We start from the raw sequence: 18,961 nt of genomic DNA, 5'->3' as shown, positions 1-18,961 counted from the left end.
GATTACCCGCAGGTAACAAGGATTGATAAACAGGACGCTAATAAAAGCGACAAATAGAGTCAGAATGCTGATTTTACGGCGTGACGCCGTTTGTTGCGCCTACCCTAATCTTTCATTCTGCTAATGAATAGTGGCGATAATCTGGAAAATGCAATTATCACGTGACTAAAACAAAAAAAGCGGGTGCTTTCGCACCCGCTCTGTTCATCAACTGAACTGACCTTTCAGTCACTACACAACATGGACCTGCAGGTTCTGCTGCACCAGCACATCGCCCAGGGTGTTATCACTGGTCAGCGCCGAGTTGTGGTAGATCTCAAAGACTCTGCCCTCAACGGTACGCTCGCCCGTCACTTCCCAGATTCCGCCGTTGCTGTTAGCCAGTGTCACCTGGCTGCCATCTGCGCCTTTGATCAGCAAATCGTCACTCTGTTTATCCGTAATATTGAGTGCTTCGTTGAGATCGAGCTTCACGGAGTTGGTTCCGGTTTTACCCAAATCGAGCACCTCAATGTGTTCGACCTTCAGGCCCAGCGCGGTGAGATCCAGACTAAGATGCTCACCATTCAGCACCAGGGTATCGGTGCCTGCGCCGCCATCAATATGGGTAAAGTTAAGGTCACTGACCGTTACGATATCCGCCCCGCTGCTGCCGGTCACTGCCGCCCCCTCAATGGTGCTGCCATCGGCCAGCGTAATCACGACGCCGCCGATGGTGTAACCCACCTCCTCTGCCGGTGCCGCTGCCACCGCGGCGTCATTTGCCGCCGCGTTTTCACTGCTGCTGACTGGCGTCACGGTATCCGCTTCGGTGATCAGCGTGGAAGCCACCGCCACATGGGCGCTGCTCTCATCGCTGCTGGTGCTGCTGTTATGCTGCGTCTCCGCGCTGGCGACAGTGGCGCTGTCATCCGCCACCGAGAACAGCGCAACCGATTCGTTTGCCGCCAGCGTTACCGGCAGCAGCGCACCCAGCAAGAGAGTATTGGTGGTCGAATAGCTGTTACCGGCAGCGTCGGTAATCGTGACTTTCGCCAGCGTTCCCAGCGACAGCAGCAGCCCCCCCACCGACAGCAGTGAAGGTGAGAAGTTAACCGCGTAACGCCCCAGCGCATCGGTCGTGGTGTTCAGCGTCGGGCCGTTGTTGCCGTTGGAGAGCAGCAGCGTAACGTTCACTTTCGAGCCCTGCGCGGCATTCAGCGATCCCCCCTGCACCACCAGACCCGCCAGTAAGGAACCGACGATGCTCAGCACCGGATCGACCCCGACCAGCGGCTGATTGTGCGACAGCGCGGTAAAGCTGCTGGTGCTGGTTGCGGTGTTGCCGCCAATATCCGCCACCGTGACGGTGAGAGGATGGCTGCCATCGGCGATCCCTTTCAGCGTCGCTGACGGCACGCTGATGCTCCATGCGCCATTCGCACCAATAGTAGTGGTGAGGATATTGCCCGCCACGTTCACCGTCACCGTGCCGCCCGCCGCGTTGGTGCTGGTTCCTCTGATGGTTTCAGTACTGTTGGCTTCCGCAATATTGAGGTAGCCATCGCCGCCAAAGAAGCTGTTGACGCTGACCGTTGGCGTGGTGTGACTGACCACACCCAGCGACGCCGAGGTGTTGCCAATGCTGCCCGCACCGTTGGTCACGCTGGCGGTGACAGTCTGCAGACCGTCAGTAATGGCAGCAAGGTTAGCCGCCGGAACAGAGAGACTCCAGTTGCCGTTGCTGCTCACCGTCGTGCTGTAAGTCTGACCACCCAGCGTGACACGCACAACCGATCCCTCGGCGTTGCTGGCGGTGCCGCTGATGGTCTGCGCCGTTTTCACATCCACCGCGCTCAGCGCACTGTCACCAAACAGCGAGGTAATGGCGACCACCGGCGTCGACTGACTGATGACGCTCAGCGTTCCGCTGCTGTTTGCCACGTTACCGTAGGCATCGGTGCCGGTGACCGTGACGGTTTTACTGCCGTCAGTGATAGCAACAAGATCCGCTTTCGGGACGGTAATACTCCAGTTGCCGCCGCTGACCACTTTGGTGGTGTAGGTCAGGCCATTCAGCGTGGCGCTGACGGTTGAACCGGCAGAGAGGCTGGACGTCCCGCTCAGGGTCTGGTTAGAGGCCAGATCCGCGGCGCTCAGCACACCATCGCCAAACACCGTATTCACCGACAGGGTCGGCTGGAACAGTCCCAGTGACACGCCGGCGCTGGTGCTGCTGACGTTTCCGACCGGATCGGTGACGGCCGCGCTGACGGTGAAGTTCCCGTTCAGCAGCGTTGACAGAATCGCTGGCGAGACGGCGGTTGAGAAACTGCCATCCGCGTTGACCTGCGCGTCGACGATAGTGTTGCCAATCGTCAGCCTGACGCTGCTACCCGCAGCCAGCCCGGAGACCGTGCCGCTGATGGTCTGAGTCACCAGCGACTCCGCCAGGTTCAGCACGCCGTCGCCAAACAGCGGACTGAGGGTGACTTTCGGCAGGTTGTGAATACCGACCAGTGCCCCGGCCGTGGTGCTGTTAGTGTTACCCGCGCTGTCGGTGACGCTGATGCCCACGGTCAGATTGCCATCTGCAATCCCCTGCAACAGCGCTGGCGTCAGCGAGACGTTAAAGTTGCCATTGGCATCGGTCGCCGTCACCAACTGCTGTGAACCTACCGACACCACCACGCGCGATCCCGCTTCCGCGCCGCCAATCACCCCACCGATCACCTGGGTGACCAGCGAATCCGCCACGTTCAGCAAACCGTCGCCAAACAGCGGATTCACGGTGATGGTCGGCAGCAGCGTATCGACCCGGATACCGGCGCTGGTGCTGGCGGTATTGCCCGCCGCATCCGTTACCGATGCGCCCACCGTCAGGTTGCCCTGCGCCAGCGTGCCCAGAATATCTGGCGTCACCGTGGCGCTGAACGCCCCGCCCGCACCCACGGTGGCGGTCACCTGGCTGTTGCCAACCGAGAGCGTCACCACACTGCCCTGCGCGACGTTGTTCACCACCCCGCTGATCACCTGTCCGGTGGCGATATCGGCCAGGTTTAGCACCCCATCACCAAACAGTGAGGTCAGCGAGATTGATGGCGTCTGAGTAAAGATGCCGATGGATGCGCTGCTGGAGGCGACGTTACCCGCGACGTCTCTGACGCTGACGCCCAGCGTCAGATTGCCATCCAGCAGAGAGGTCAGATCGCTGCCCGGCAGGTTAACGCTCCACACTCCACCCGCCTGCACCGTCGTGCTGTAACTTTTGCTGCCAAAGGTGACCGTTACCTGGGAACCCGCAGCCGCATTTTCTATCACGCCACTGACCAGCTGTCCGGCAGCGGCTTCCGCAATGTTCAACAGGTTATCACCGCCAAACAGCCCGGTGAGCGCGCCAACCACCGGCACCGCATCGACAATCGCGGTGACGGTTTCACCAACGGTGCGGGTGTTGCCCGCGGCATCGGTCAGGGTGACGTCAAGCGCAAGATTGCCATCGCTTAACAGGCCCAGCACCGAAGGCGGCACCACGATGGCCCATTTACCATCCTGGCCCACTGACGCAGAGAGCGTTGTGCCGCCCAGCACCACCGATACCGTGGCGCCCACGCCCGCCGAGGTCGCAACCCCGGAGATAGTCTGCGCCACCGTAGTATCCAGCGCGCTGAGCGCGCCGTCGCCGAACACCGAGTCGACCACCAGCGTCAGCGCACTGTTGACCACTTTGTTGACCGTCAGCGTGGCGTCGGTCTGGTTTCCGGCTACATCATTGACCCGCACGCCAAACACCAGCGCACCGTCAGTGAGACTCGACAGGACATCCGGCGCGAGATCGATGCTCCAGCGTCCGTCAGCACCCACCGTCGCGGTGGCGATTGGCGCGGCATCGCCCAGATAGAGCCCGATGGTCTGGCCTTCTGCTCCCTGCGCGCTGCCGGTCAGCACCTGGCTTAGCACCAGGTCAGCGGCGTTGATCACGTTGTCGCCGAGGAACGCGTCGACCTGGACCAGCGGCGCGGCGGTATCCACCGTCACCGTCTGGGTGGTCGTCGTCACGTTACCGGCCGCATCCGCCAGCTGCGCGGTGATCACCGGCGAGCTGCCATCGGGAAGAGCCTGCATCGCGCTGGCAGGAACCGTTGTGGACCAGGTGCCGTTGCTCTGCACCACGGCGTTGTAGGTCTGATTATTGAAGGTCACCACCACTGTGCGACCCACTTCGCTAAGATCGGCGGTGCCACTGATGGCCTGGCTGGTGGCACTTTCATTGCCATTGACCTGGTTGTCACCGGTAAATGGATTGAGAGTCAGTGCCGGTGGCGTAAGGTCGATCAGCACGTTACCGCTGGTGGTCACAGGGGTAGTGCCATCGGTAGCATTCACAGTGATGGCGACGCTGCCGTCCGCATTGCCAAAGGCGCTGACCGGCAATGCCGCCGTTGACCAGTTGCCCGACCCATCCAGCGTAGTTGCGTACTCCTGATCACCAATCGACACCGTCACTACCCCACCTACGCCGAGGTTAGCGGAGGTGCCACTCACTACCACACCACCCGCCACATCCTGGGTGCTGATGATGTTGTCGCCCGAGACTGTGCCCAGCGTAACCAGCGGCCCTGGCGGTGGGGTAAGATCTACCGTCAGCGCAACCGTGCCGTTGGCGGTATTGCCTGCCAGATCGGTCACTGCCAGCGCCAGGGTCGTCGATGGACCAAAGGTGGCCATCTGTTCTGGCGTCAGCGTTACACTCCAGTTGCCGTTGGCTGTCACTATCGCGGTGCCAAGCAGCGTGTCATTCAGCGAGATTGAGACCACTGATCCCGGCTCGGCTCCCGCTGCAGTGCCGCTGAGACTCTGCGGCTGAATGCTCTCGGCGTAGTTCAGCGCATTGTCACCGGTAAAGGCGGCAACATTAAGCACCGGTGGTGTGGTGTCGAGCACCAGCGAGCTGTTAATGGTGGTGCTGTTGCCCGCCGCATCGGTTGCTGTCACGGTAACCGGATAGGTGGCATCCGGCAGCAGTGAAAGCTCCGCCGTTGTCAGTGGCACCGTCCAGTTACCATTGGCATCGACGGCTGCAGAATAGGTTGTGCCGCCAAGCGTAAGCTGCACAGTCTGATTCGCGCCCGCTTCACCGGTGGTTCCGCTCAGCGTCACTCCCGCGGTCACATCGCCGCCATTCACATAACTGCCAAGGAATTCCGGATTGACCGCAGGCTGCGGCGCGCTGAGATCCGCGGTGAACGGCAGCTGCGCCGACGCGCTGTTGCCCGCCGCATCCACGACGTTAACCGTCAGTGATTGCGCACCGTCACCCAGTGAACTCAGGGCGTTGGCAGGAATGTTAACAGTCCAGTTACCGTTGCTCGTCACGGTGCCAGAATAGAGGCTGCCGTTGACATCCACGGTAATGCTGACCGCCTGGTTCGCCCCGACACTGCCGGTGGTGCCGGTCAGGGTCACCCCTGCCGCGGCTTCACTGATGTTCAGCAGGTTGTCGCCGCCAAATGCGCCTGGGTTGAAGGTCGGCACAGGCAGCGCCACCTCTGTCACCACGTTCTGCGCCATCGCGTCGCTGTTACCCGCGATATCGGTCGCCGTCACGGTAATGGTGTGGGTGCCGCTGGTGAATGTGGCTAACTGCGCCGGCGACAGGGCCAGAGACCAGCTGCCATCGGTCTGCACCGTGGCTGCCAGCGGCTGACCGTTGTTAAAGCCGGAGATCAGCACCGTTACCGTCTGTCCGGCACCAGTAATGCCGGTAGTGCCACTGAGGATCTGTTCACCGGCCGCTTCTGCTGCATTCAGCGCACCGTCGCCAAACGGCAGGTTCAGGGTGACATCCGGCAGCGCGTTAACGGCGACCAGTATCGTACCGCTGGTGCTGCCGATGTTGCCGTTCACATCGGTAACCGTCACGCTCACCGGCCAGTTGCCATCCGGCAATGACTGCAATACAGAAGGTGGCAGATCCAGCGACCAGCGCGAACCATCCGCACTGAGCGTAGCGGAATAGACCGTGCCATTAACGGTCACCGTGACCGACGCGGCGTTATTAATATTCACCGCACCAGTCAGGGATCCGCCTGAGGCGGCCTCTTCAGCATTGATACGGCCATCAATAAATGGCGTATCCAGCGTTGGATTAGTAATCGGCGTAATCGCAGCGACAAACGTTTTGGTCGTTTCAATGCTGTTACCGGCCCGATCCGTGGTGGTGAGGGTCAGGGTATGTTCACCGGTTCCCAGGCTGGCGATGAACTCTGGGGGCAGGCTGGCAGTCCAGTTGCCATTGGCATCGACCGTCACCGACAGCGGGATATTGTCATCGCCTACCGTGACGCTCAGGGTCTGACCCGGCACGACGGTGGAGGTGCCGGTGACCAGCTGAACGGAACCGGCTTCGCTGATATTAATGATGTTATCGCCGAACAGTGTCGTGTCGAAGGCGGCTGAAACAGGATCACTCTGCAGGATCTCAACGCCTGCGGTAACCTGCGCCGGATTACCGGCACCATCCGCGGCGCTGACCACCACCTGGGTCAGTCCATCGGCCAGGCCTGTCAGCGCACCCGGTGCCAGGTTCAGCGTCCAGTTGCCGCTGGCATCCGTGGTGGTGCTGAAGTTCTGCCCGCCTACAGAGATGTTCACCACACTGCCTTCCGGCAGATTGGTACTGTCACCACTCAGCGTTAACGCCCCTTCAGCATCTGCCGCACTGACCAGCGCATCGCCAAACGGCGTATTCAGGGTCAGCGCTGGCAGGGTATTAAACGCTACGTCCAGTGTCGTGGTGCTATCCGTGGTGATATTGCCCGCCGCGTCGGTGACCGAAACGGTAATCGCATTGGGGCCGTCCGCCAGCTGCTGCAGGTCAGCGGTCGGAATAGTAAGTGACCAGTTACCGTCGGCATCTGCCGTGGTGGTATAGCTGACGTTATTCAGCGTCACCGTCACCGGCAATGCGCCCGTGGTGCTGCCGCTGATGGTGAGATCCTGCAGCGACTCCGCCAGGTTAAGGCTATCACCCGCGTCGACCGTGATATTCGTCAGCGCAGGCGGTGTGGTAATGAAACTGACCTCCTGAGTGGCGGTCGCCGGATTGCCTGCGACATCAGTGGCGGTCACGGTAAAGATTTGCGTGCTGCCCGGAGCCACGCTGGTAAAGGCAGCAGACGGCACATTCACCGTCCAGTTGCCGTCAGCGTCGAGCGTGGTGCTGTAGTCAGTGCCGTTAAACGACACCGTCACCAGCGTACCCGCTGCCAGCAGGGTGCTGCTGCCGCTGACCGCAACATCCGCTGTGGCCTCGGTGGCGTTAATCACATCATCGCCGGCTACCACGTTCATGGTCAGCGTCGGCTGAACCTGCTCGCTGGCCAGCACGACCAGGCTGGTGCTGGCGCTGGCCGGATTGCCAGATGTATCCGCTGAGACCACGACCAGCAGCTGATCGCCATCCGGCAGATTACCCAGATCGGCGGCCGGAACGGTCACCGTCCAGCTGCCATCGGCTGCCACCGTGCCGCTGTACTGAATGTTATTCAGCGTCACCGTCACCAGCTGGCCTTCCGCCAGGTTGTTACTGGTGCCGCCGATGTTCAGATCCTGTAGCGACTCCGCCTGGTTAAGGAAGTTATCATCACTGATGGTCCCGATGGTCAGGGTTGGCAGGTTCAGAGTGTCAGCATCACGCGTCAGGGTCTGGGTGGCCGTGGCCGGGTTCCCCGCCGCATCGGTCATCGAGACAGCAACGGTGTAGCTGCCGTCAGCCAGCCCCTGCACGACGCTGGCTGGCAGTGTCACCTCCCAGGTGCCGTCAGAGAGCACCTGAGTGGTGTAATCGACGTTCTGGAAGCTGACGGTGACCGTCTGTCCGGCATCCGCTACCGACGCACTGCCGCTGATGGCGACCGCTTCCAGCACCTCTACCGAATTGATGATGTTGTCGCCGCCGATGGCATTGACGGTCAGCACTGGCGGCGTGAGATCGACCGTAACGGCGCTGGTCAGCGAACCACTGTTACCGGCGGCATCGCTGGCATTGACCACCAGCGTAGTAACCCCCTCGCCCAGCGTCTGCACCTGATCTGCTGTTAAGGTCAGCGTCCAGTTACCCTGCGCATCCACCGTAGCGGAATAATCATTCCCGCCCAGCGTCACGCTGACGGTCTGGCCGTTGCCCGCTACACCGGTGCTGCCGGTCAGCGTCTGACCGACCCCCTGTTCCGCCAGGTTCAGATAACCATCACCAAACGGGGTGTCAATGCTGACGGCCAGCGACGCCGTCGCCACGGTGATTTCACGGGTTTCGGTTACCGGGTTACCCGCCGCATCGCTGACCGTCACGGTCAGAATGTACGCCCCGGCCGGAATACCGGCCAGCGAACCCGCAGGCAGCGTCAGATTCCACTCGCCGTTCTGGTCAACCGTGGTAGTCCAGGTCTGGTTGTTCAGCGTAATGGTGACCTGCTGTCCCGCTTCGGCATTGCTGTTACCGCTGAGAACAATCGGCGCGGTGCTTTCGGCAATATTGATACTGTTATCGCCCGCAACCGTATTCAGTGTCAGGGTCGGTGGCGTCAGATCCACCGTCACGCTGCCCTGGCTGCTGCCGGTGTTACCCGCTGCATCCTGGACTGTGACGGTATAGTTCAGGAGATCTTCCGGCAGGCCGGCCAGCGCGGAAGCCGGCACGCTGATCTGCCAGTTGCCATTGCCATCGACGGTGCCGTTGTAGGTTGCGCCATTCAGCAGCACGCTCACCGTCTGGCCGTCACCGGTTATGCCGGTGGTGCCGCTCAGGGTTTGTGCTGTGGCGATCTCGCTGCTGTTGAGCAGGCCATCGCCAAAGGCCGAGACGATCTGCGGTGCTGGCAGCGTCGCCAGCACGCTGAGCGCTGCCTCGCTGCTCAGGGTCGCCCCGCCGCTGTCCGTTGCGGTGACCGTCAGAGTGTAAGGCCCATCGGCGAGCGCCGTCAGTGCCTCAGCCGGAACGATCACTGTCCAGCGGCCGCTGGCCGAGACCTGCGCGGTGTAGCTGATGTTGTTAAACAGCAACGTGACCGTGCTGCCCTCTGTCACGTTCACCGACGTACCGGTGACGACCAGGGCCTGACCCAGCTCCTGCGCATTCAGGTAGTTATCTTCGCTGATGGCATCCATCGCCAGGCCAGAGGCGTTGCTGTTGACGTCAAAGGTGAGATTGCTGGTGGTGGTGTTGCCCGCCACATCGCTGACTGCCACGGTAAAACTGGCGCTGCCATCATTAATCGCGGCCAGCGCACCGGCTGGCACGATCAGGCTCCATGCCCCGCTCGCCTGCACGGCGGCGCTGTAGACTGTGCCGTCAACGGTGACGGTAACCAGCTGACCCGCTTCGACGTTGGTGGTGGTGCCGGAGAGACGTTGATCGGTGAGGCGCTCCGCACCATCGACCACGTTGTTACCGGCAAAGGCATCCAGCGTCAGGGTCGGCAGTGTGCCTGGCTCCACTTTCAGCGCCAGGTCGCGGCTGGTGGTGGTGGCATTTCCTGCCGCATCGCTGGCGGTCACGGTCAGCGGATAGCTGCCGTTGCCCAGCCCGGTGTAAACCGTGGCGGGCAGATCCAGCGACCAGACGCCGTTGACGTCAGCGGTGGTGCTCAGGGTGGTGCCGTTAAAACTGGCCACAATCAGGGCGTTAGCTTCACTGCTGCCGGTCAGCGTCAGCGGCTGCTGACTTTCAGCGGCGTTAATGATGCCATCGGATGGCGTAATGAAGTTCAGCACCGGAGGCAGCGTATCCACCACGAGGTTGCCATCCGCCTGGCTGCTGTTGCCCGCCACATCACTGACGACCACGGTGTAGCCACTATTGCCCTGTGGCAGCGCAGACAAGACATCGGCCGGAACGGCGACCTGCCAGTTGCCTGCGGCATCGACCGTGCCGCTGTAGTTGTTGCCGCCCAGCGTCACGACGACGGTCTGGCCGTCGCCGGTCACGCCCGTGTTACCAGTGATCGTGCCACCGGCGGCGGCTTCCTCACCATTCAGAATGCCATCATCAAAGGCCACGCCCGGGGTCGCCACCGGCAATGCGCTGGCGATCACCGTCAGGGTAGCGTCGCTGGTCGCCAGCGGCTGTCCGTTAGCGTCGCTGGCGGTGGCGCTGATGGTTTGCGGGCCATCTGCCGTTCCGGTAAAGGTGCCTGCCGGTAAGGTCAGGCTCCAGCTTCCATCTGCCGTCACGGTGGTGCTGACCGTGGTGCCGTTGGCCAGCACGGTGACAATGCTGCCATCAGGCAGACCGCTGGTGCTGCCGCTGACCACGACGGCGCCACCCAATTCCTGCGCATTGAGGTAGTTGTCGTCACTGACGGGTGCCAGCGCGATCGACGGCAGGGTGTTGTCCACATTGAAGTCAAGCGGGCTGCTGGCGGTGTTACCCACGGCGTTGATGACGCTGACGTTCAGCGTCTGAGTGCCTTCTCCCAGCTCAGCCAGGGCACCCGCAGGCAGAATAATGCTCCAGTTGCCGCTGGCCTCGACCACACCGCTGTATTCGATGCCATTCAGGGAGATGATCACCTGCTGGCCCGGTTCGACATTCGTGCTACTGCCGCGCACCGTTATCGGCTGCAGCTGCTCCGCTGCCGTGACGATGCCGTCACCGGCGAAGGTGCTGCTGTCGATGGTCAGTACAGGCTGCACGTCCGGCGCGGTTGCCACATTCAGATCAACCACCTGGCTGCTCTGATTCCCGTTAGCACTGGTTTCCGTCACCGTCACCAGATTACTGCCAGGAGGCAGTGCCGCCAGTGCTTCAGGGGCGATCTGCAGCGTCCACTGGCCGTTAACGCCAACGGTGGTGCTGTAAAGCTGGTCATTGAGCTGGACCGTGACCACGTCGCCATTCTGACCACTGCCACTCACCACCAGCGGCTCTGCCAGTTCCCCGACGTTCAGCGCGTTATCACCGCTGACCGGCGCGACGACCAGCGGAGGCGGCGTAGTCGCAACCGTCAGGGCACTGTTCTGGCTGCTGCTGTTACCGGCTGCGTCGGTGACGGTGACCACCACCGGATAGCTGCTGCCATTGGTCAGACCGGCAAGCGCCGCTGGCGGAACAGCCAGCGCCCAGTTTCCGTCACCATCAACGGTGCCGGTGTAGGTCACGCCATTCAGCGTCACACTGACGCGGTCGCCTTCACTGCCTGCGCCGCTGAAACTGAACCCTGCCGCCTGCTCAGCGATATTCAGCACGCCATCACCCGCGGGCGCAGCGATACTGAAGTCTGGTGCCGTGGTATCCACGGTAACCGGGAATGGCGTGGTGGCCACGTTGCCACTCACGGTCGTGACGGTCACGTTGAGATCGTAACGGCCATCTGGCAACTGTTGCAGATTCGCAGCAGGCACGGTGGCGGTCCAGCTGCCATCGGCGGCAACCACTGCGTCATAGGTCTGGCCATTCAGCGCAAGGCTGACGCTGCTGCCCGGCGTAACGGTGCCGCTGAGGGTCAGATCGGTGGCGGTTTCAGCCTCATTAATCGTGCCATCGGTAGCAATCGGGTTAACGGTCAGCGCCGGTACGCCGGTATCAACAATCAGCGGCTCGCTGATGCTGGTGCTGTTACCTGCTTCATCACTCACCGTCACGGTAATCGGATTGCTGCCCTGCGCAAGTGCCTGCAGTCTGTCTGCGGGTATCGTCACGCTCCATTCACCATTCGCGTCTACAGTGGCCGGATAGCTGGTACCGCCCAGGGTCACGCTGACGGCCTGGCCTGGCAGCACTGTGCCGGTCAGCGTCTGCGCCGCGCTGGCTTCATCGGTATTGAGTATGCCGTCAGTGAATGGCGTGTTGATTTGCGGGTCTGCCAGCGGCGCGGTCGCCACCAGCAGCGGCAGGCTGTTCTGCACATCACCCGAAGAGACGGTAACGGTGGTCGTGCCCTGCGGCAGCGTCGCCAGATCGGCAGCCGGCACGGTCAGGGTCCACGCACCGGTTTCATCGGTTGTGGTGGTGTAGACGGTGCCGCCAGTCACCAGCGTCACGCTGATCGGGCTGTTAGCCGGCAGGTTCGCTGAACCGCCGCTGAGGATAAGATCGCTCTGCGCCTCCAGGGCACTCAGCGCATTGTCGTCACTGATTGGGGCAATCGACAGCGACGGTACGGGTGAAGTAACCACGCTGAACTGCCCTTCAGCAGGCAGCGCCGGGTTACCGGCCACATCGGTAATCGCCACGGTGAAGGTTTTATCGCCTGCACCGCCCAGCGATCCGGCTGGCAGCGACACACTCCAGCTACCGTTCGCCTGTACTACGCCATCGTAAGACTGGCCATTGATGGTCAGCAATACCGGCTGACCTGCCGGTACGCCGGTGACGTTACCGGTGACCAGAATGTCGGTGAGCTGTTCAGCGCTGTCGACCTGATTATCGCCGGTCACGGGATTAATGGTCAGCGCCGGCGACGTTGCCGCCAGCACAGTGACGCTGGTCGGTACGGTGCTGCTGTTGCCATAAGCATCGCTGAGTACCACATCCACCGGATAGGTTGCGTCACCCAGCTGGCTGATAATCGCGGCGGGCACCGTAACACTCCACGCGCCATCGGTATCCACGGTGGCGGTGTAGGTCTCGCCATTGAAACTCACCGTGACGGTGTCGCCCTGGGCCCCCCCGCGTCCGTCGAGTGTGAGATCCTGAGTGTGTTCAGCGATATTGATATAACCATCACTGCCCGGCGTGGAGACTTCCAGCAACGGCGGTGTGGTGGCGAAAATCAGTGAACTGCTGGCTGGTGTGGTATTACCATCGGCGTCTGTCGCCACTACCGATACCGGTTGGGTACCGTTGGGCACATTTGCCAGGTCGGATGCCGGAACGGTGACACTCCAGCTGCCACCCTGCGCCACCACGGCGCTGTAGGCCACGTTATTCAGCGTGACGCGGATGATGTCGCCTTCGTCGCCGGTTCCGCTGACGATTAGCGGCTGCTGCGCGTCGCTGACGTTGATCACGCCATCATCACTGAGATCGTTGAGCGTCAGAGCGGGCACCGCGGTAGCCACCCGCAGTTCCGTATTCTGAGTGCTGATGTTACCGGCCGGATCGGTCACGGTGACGGTCACCGGATAGGTCTGACTGGTCAGCGTGCCGAGATCGGCCACCGGGACGGATGCACTCCAGTTACTGTTTTCGTCAACAATGGCGGTGTAGGACTTACCGTTTAATTCCACCGTCACGCTGTCGCCCGGGGTGCCGGTTCCGCTGATTTGCAGCGGCGTAGTGAGTTCGTTGTTGGTCAGGACGCCATCACCGCCCGGAGCGGTAACGGTTGCAACCGGAGGCTGCGTGCTGACCGCCAGGGGCTGCGTCTGCGTGGTGGTGTTACCGCTGGCATCAGTCAGCGTAACTACCAGCGTATAGCTGCTGCCATCTGACAGGGCCTGCAGCGCCGCTGGCGGCAGATCCACCGTCCAGTTGCCCTGCCCATCTACGGTGGCGCTGTAACTCACGTTATTCAGCGAGACAGAAACCACTTCGCCCGGCAACGCACCTGAACCGCTGACCGGCAGACCGGCAGCCACTTCGCTGCTGTTGAGAATGCCATCGCCGCCTGCGACCTCTGCCACAATCAGATTCGGTGGCAGCGTGTCGACGCTGAAGTTGAGCGTCTCATCCACGCGGTTGCCTGCTTCATCAATCGCGGTAATGATCAGGCTGTTGGCGCCCTGTGGCAGTAAGGCGAGATCGGCGGCCGGCAGCGCCAGGCTCCAGCTGCCGTCTGCATTGACCGTGGTGCTGTAGGTTTTACCGTTAAGTTCCAGTTCAACCTGCTGGCCCGGCACGGCTTTGCCAGTGCTGCCGCCGATCAGCAGATCGCTGCCCGCTTCCACCCGGTTGAGAAGGCCATCGGTGATTGCGCTCTCCTCCAGCGTGATTTGCGGCAGCGTGGCTGCGACTACATTCAGTTGAGCGGAGTCGGTCAGCAGTGCGCCGGTGGCGTCGGTGGTGGTGACCGAAATCAGTTTTACGCCGTCGGTGATAGTGGTGAGATCGCCTGCCGGAACAGTGACGCTCCAGAAGCCATTGCTGTTCACTACCGCGCTGTAATTATTGCCATTAAAGTTAACCTGCACCGCCTGGCCCGGGTTAACGCCTACCGCAGAGCCGCTGATGATCAGATCGCTGCTCAGCTCCTGCTGGTTCAGGAAGCCATCCACGCTGACCGGTTCACTAATGGAGACCACGCCAGGTTCGCCTGCCGCCGGGGCGACGTTAATATCGCGGGTGTCGGTAGCTGAGGCGCCTGCCGCCGTTGTGACGCTGACCGCGATGGTGCTGCTGCCCGCCGCCAGTGCGCTGAGCGCCGCAGAGGGGATCTGCGTGCTCCAGCTGCCATCCGCGTTGACCAGCGCAGTGTAATTTTGGCCGCCCAGGGTAATGGTGACCGTCTGGCCCGCCTCCACGTTGCTGGTGCTGCCGGACAGCGTCTGGTCCAGCGCTTTTTCGCTGTTATCCAGCAGATCGTCACCGGCAAACAGGGCGATCGTCACCGTCGGCGTACCCGGTTCCGCTGGCGCTTCCACCGCAATCACCCGATCTTCGCTGACTGTTACGCCCGCCTGATTGGTGACTGTGGCCGCGATAGTCGCGTTGCCCGCCGTCAGTGCCGCCAGCGCGCTGGCCGGGACGCTCAGGCTCCAGCTGCCATCCGCGCCGACCGTGGCGCTGTAAGTCTGGTCGCCCAGCGTAACGGTCACGACCTGACCCGCCTCGACATTGGTTGAGCTGCCGCTCAGCAGCTGATCGCTGGTTTTCTCATCGTTGCTCAGCACGTCATCCACGGCGAACTGATCGAGCGTGATAGTGGGCTGGCCCGGCTCGGTAACCGGCGGCTCAACCGTGATCGGCAGCGTGTCACTGACGGTGGTGCCTGCCGCGTTGCTGACCGTGACCACCAGCGAGGCAGAACCGGCTGCCAGCGCACCGAGTGCATCGGCCGGAATGGCAATGTTCCAGCTGCCGTCGGCGCCAACCGTTCCGCTGTAGCTCTGGCCGCCCAGCGTCACCGTGACAATCTGGCCCGCCTCGACGTTGGTGGTGCTGCCGGAGACCGCCTGCGCTTCCAGCTTCTCATCGTTGCTCAGGATGTTGTCGTCAGCAAAGGCATTGAGGGTTAGCGTCGGGGTGCCTGGCCCGGTGCCCGAGGACTCCACCAGGAAGTCGCGGGTTTCAGTGATCTGAGTACCAGACTGATCTGTCACCGTCACATTCAGGGCTGCGCTACCGGCTGTCAGCGCAGCCAGTGAACTGGCAGGAATCGACACGCTCCAGCTGCCATCCGCGCCGACCGTGGCGGTAAAAGTCTCTCCGTTCAGAGTGACAGTGACCTGCTGGCCTTCACCGATATTAGTGGTGGTGCCGCTCAGCAGCTGATCGCTGGCTTTCTCGCTGTTGCTGAGGATGTCATCCCCGGCAAAGGCGTCGATGGTTACGGTGGCTTCACCCGGCTGCGTTACCGGGGCTTCGACAGTGACTGGCTGCGTTGAAGTGACTGTGTCGCCCGCTGCATTACTGACCGAGACGGTCAGTGTGGTGGTGCCTGCTGCCAGCGCATTCAGCGCGGCTGACGGCACGGCGACGCTCCAGCTGCCATCACCCTGCACGCTGGCACTGTAGGTCTGACCGCCCAGGGTGACCGTCACGATCTGCCCGGTTTCGATATTACTGGTGCTACCGCTGACAAGCTGATCGACCGCTTTTTCGTCGTTACTCAGAAGGTTATCGCCGGCGAAATCATTCAGGATCAGAGACGGCACGCCCGGTTCCGTTACTGGCGTCTCAACCGCGATATCGCGGATTTCGGTAGTGCTCACGCCATCGGCATTGCTGACGGTAACGCTGATGGTATTAGCTCCCGCCGGCAGATTACCCAGCGCGGCTGCCGGAACAATTACACTCCAGTTACCACTGCCATCGACGGTGCCGAGGTAAGTCTGGCCACCGAAGGTGACTGTCACCGTCTGGCCCGCTTCGATGTTGGTGGTGGAGCCGGAGAGCGTCTGGGCCGTCCCTTTTTCATCGTTGCTGAGGATGTCATCCCCGGCAAACTGACCAATGGTGACTGTGGGTTCGCCCGGCAATGTGACAGGCGCTTCCACGGTAATGGGCAGCGTGCCGGTCACGGTATCACCGGCCACATTGCTGACTGAAACCGTCAGCGTCGTTTCACCTGCCGCCAGGGCGCTCAGGGCCGCCGATGGCAAAGTAACGCTCCAGTTGCCCTGCGCATCAACGCTGCCGCTGTAAGTCTGGCCGCCCAGGGTGACTGTTACCAGCTGACCGGGTTCAACATTGCTGGTGCTGCCGGTGAGTGTCTGATCGGTGGCTTTCTCCCCATTACTCAGCACGTTGTCCCCGGCAAAATCATCCAGCGTGACGGATGGCGGGCCCGGAACGACCGGCGTATCAATGCTGATCGCGCGGTTTTCACTGGCTTCAATGCCAGCCTGGCTGGTGACGACCGCGGAAATCGCAACCGAACCGGCTGCCAGCGCATTCAGTGCCGCAGGCGAGAGCGTGACGCTCCAGTTGCCCTGCGCATCCACTACTGCGCTGTAGGTCTGATCGCCCAGCGTGATGGTGACAATCTGGCCCGCTTCCACATTGGTGGTGGTGCCGCTAAGTACCTGATCGCTGCTTTTCTCGGCATTGCTGAGAATGTCATCACCGGCAAACTGATCGATGGTGATAACGGGCGTACCCGGCTGAGTCAGTGGTGGCTCTACGTTTACGGTCAGGCTACCGCTGGCGGCGGTTCCTGCCTGGTTAGCAACGGTGGCAGTCACCGTGGTGGTGCCGGATGCCAGTGCGGTCAGCGCATCAGCAGGCAGGGTAATACTCCAGCTACCGTCGCCTGCCACGCTGCCGCTGTAGCTCTGGCCGCCCAGTGTAACCGTGACGATCTGCCCGGCTTCGACGTTGGTGGTGCTGCCGCTAAGAATCTGATCGCTGGTTTTTTCTGCGTTGCTCAGCACGTCGTCGCCGGTAAACGGGGCGATCGTCAGGGCTGGCACGCCAGGGGTGGTGTCAGGTGCCTGCACCTGGATACCCAGGCTGGCGGAAGCCGTCGTGCCCGCGGCGCTGGTCACACTGACCGAAATGGTGCTGCTGCCTGCAGCCAGCGCCGAGAGTGCGGCAGCCGGTATTGAGACGCTCCAGCTGCCATCCGCCCCCACAGTGGCGTTATAGCTCTGTCCGCCCAATGTCACACTGACCTGCTGGCCCGCTTCGACATTGCTGGTGCTGCCGGACAACGTTTGTGGCGTGGTTTTTTCGCTGTTATCCAGCAGGTTATCGCCCGCAAACGGGTTCAGGCTAATGGACGGCGCAGCCGGTGTGCCGGGATCGGCGGCCGCGACGGTAATGGGCAGGCTGCCGGTGGTCGTCGTGCCCGCCGCGTTAGTGACGCTGACGTCGATGGTGGTGGTGCCTGCGGCGAGTCCCGCCAGCGCGGCAGCAGGGATAGTAACGCTCCAGCTGCCGTCAGCACCGACAGCGGCGTTGTAGGTCTGGCCGCCCAGCGTGACAGTGACAATCTGACCCGCTTCGACATTACTGGTGGTGCCGCTCAGTACCTGATCGCTGCTTTTTTCCGCGTTATCCAGGACATCATCGCCAGCGAACGCATTGAGCGTGATGGCAGGCGTCCCCGGCGTGACCGGTGTTCCGGGATCGGTGCCACCGTCATTGCCGCCACCGTTACCCCCGCCGCCACCACCACCACCGCCGACGCCAACGGCCAGACCGGCTAAGCCGAGCACACCCAGACCGCCCGCCGTTATCACACCCATCGAGGTGTTGGCGTTATCTGCCAGCAGCAGCGGCTCTACGCTGTCGAGTGATTCATAGGTTGGCGTGACCGACGTGGAAGCGAGTTCAGCCCCTTCTGCGGTCTGGGGAAAGAGCGCGTGTTCCGGTGGGTTGACGCCATCATCGAACACCAGTTCGCTGTGCTGGCCATCGGCGTCGTCGAGGAAGAATTTCTGATAGCGGACAGTCTTGCCGTCGCGCATATGCAGCACCAGATCGTTACCCTGGCGCTCATACTGCGTCACCATGTCGCGGGTGCCGCTGATGCGCACGACGCTGGGCTCGGTGAGGTTAATGGATTGTGACGAACCGCTGACGGACTGCGAGATGAGTGTGCCGTTTTCGCGCGAGATAATGTCTACACGGCCTTGCGTGAGTTCTGCCATTTGTAACCTCTACTCCACCAGATTAGCTAATATACTGAATCCATAAACATAAAATTATTTTATGCTTACAGTGTTCACACATAGTTTCACCTTCTGAAGATCAGAAGATGTCTTAACCTGGTGTATGTCGAAACGGCAAAGCCAAAGCTGGTCACACGTCCCTAATAAGAGTGGCGAGTGACGCTATTATTGTTAGTTTTACTTGTACAGACTCACGCAAAATGTAACGTTTCTGACAGATTAACTTTTAGCGTAGCCGTGTTAAAAAACAATTTCAATGTACAGATTTCATTATGGTTTAATCTTCATTACATAAGCCTCACTTGAAAAAAGGTTTTCATAAAATCCGCTTTGCCTTTGTTTTTACATGTCAATTTATTGCTGACTGTTTCCGGAAATGATGCGGGAAGGTTAAAAAACCATCACTACCGGAACATCATGGCTGTAAAAAAAATTTGTTCATTAAGCGATTCAGCCATCATTTATCAGTGGCCCTGATCCGATTTTTCAGCAGCAAGTCGTTGAAAAACGACAGTGAAATTTGAGTTAAGTCATTCTGCGGGGCGGTGGTCATGCCAGGAAAGTTCTGGAAAAAATTCGCAGCGCGACAAAAGTCGGTAAACTCCCGGTTTTGTCATTTATGCCATGTTGCTGCCCCCTTCCTGATAAGAGGCGCAACGACCACTGACTCACGGCCAGTGCTACACTTTTCCGCTTTACCATTGAT

1 protein-coding gene is annotated in these 18,961 nt (G+C 61.0%); it reads right to left on the bottom strand.

The genetic code is table 11. The annotated features are described in order from the left end of the window. Positions 1-231: 231 nt before the first annotated feature. Positions 232-18,234, bottom strand: a complete 18,003-nt coding sequence (locus OK412_RS01620; protein WP_264352604.1) for an Ig-like domain-containing protein — start codon at positions 18,232-18,234, stop codon at positions 232-234. Between the last annotated feature and the right edge of the window lie 727 nt (positions 18,235-18,961).

Origin of the sequence: Pantoea sp. JV6, from assembly GCF_025910055.1 — a bacterium.
GTDB classification, from domain to species: domain Bacteria; phylum Pseudomonadota; class Gammaproteobacteria; order Enterobacterales; family Enterobacteriaceae; genus Pantoea; species Pantoea agglomerans.
The sequence above is the reverse complement of the archived record's forward strand: the minus strand, read 5'-3'. Positions and strand labels throughout refer to the sequence as shown.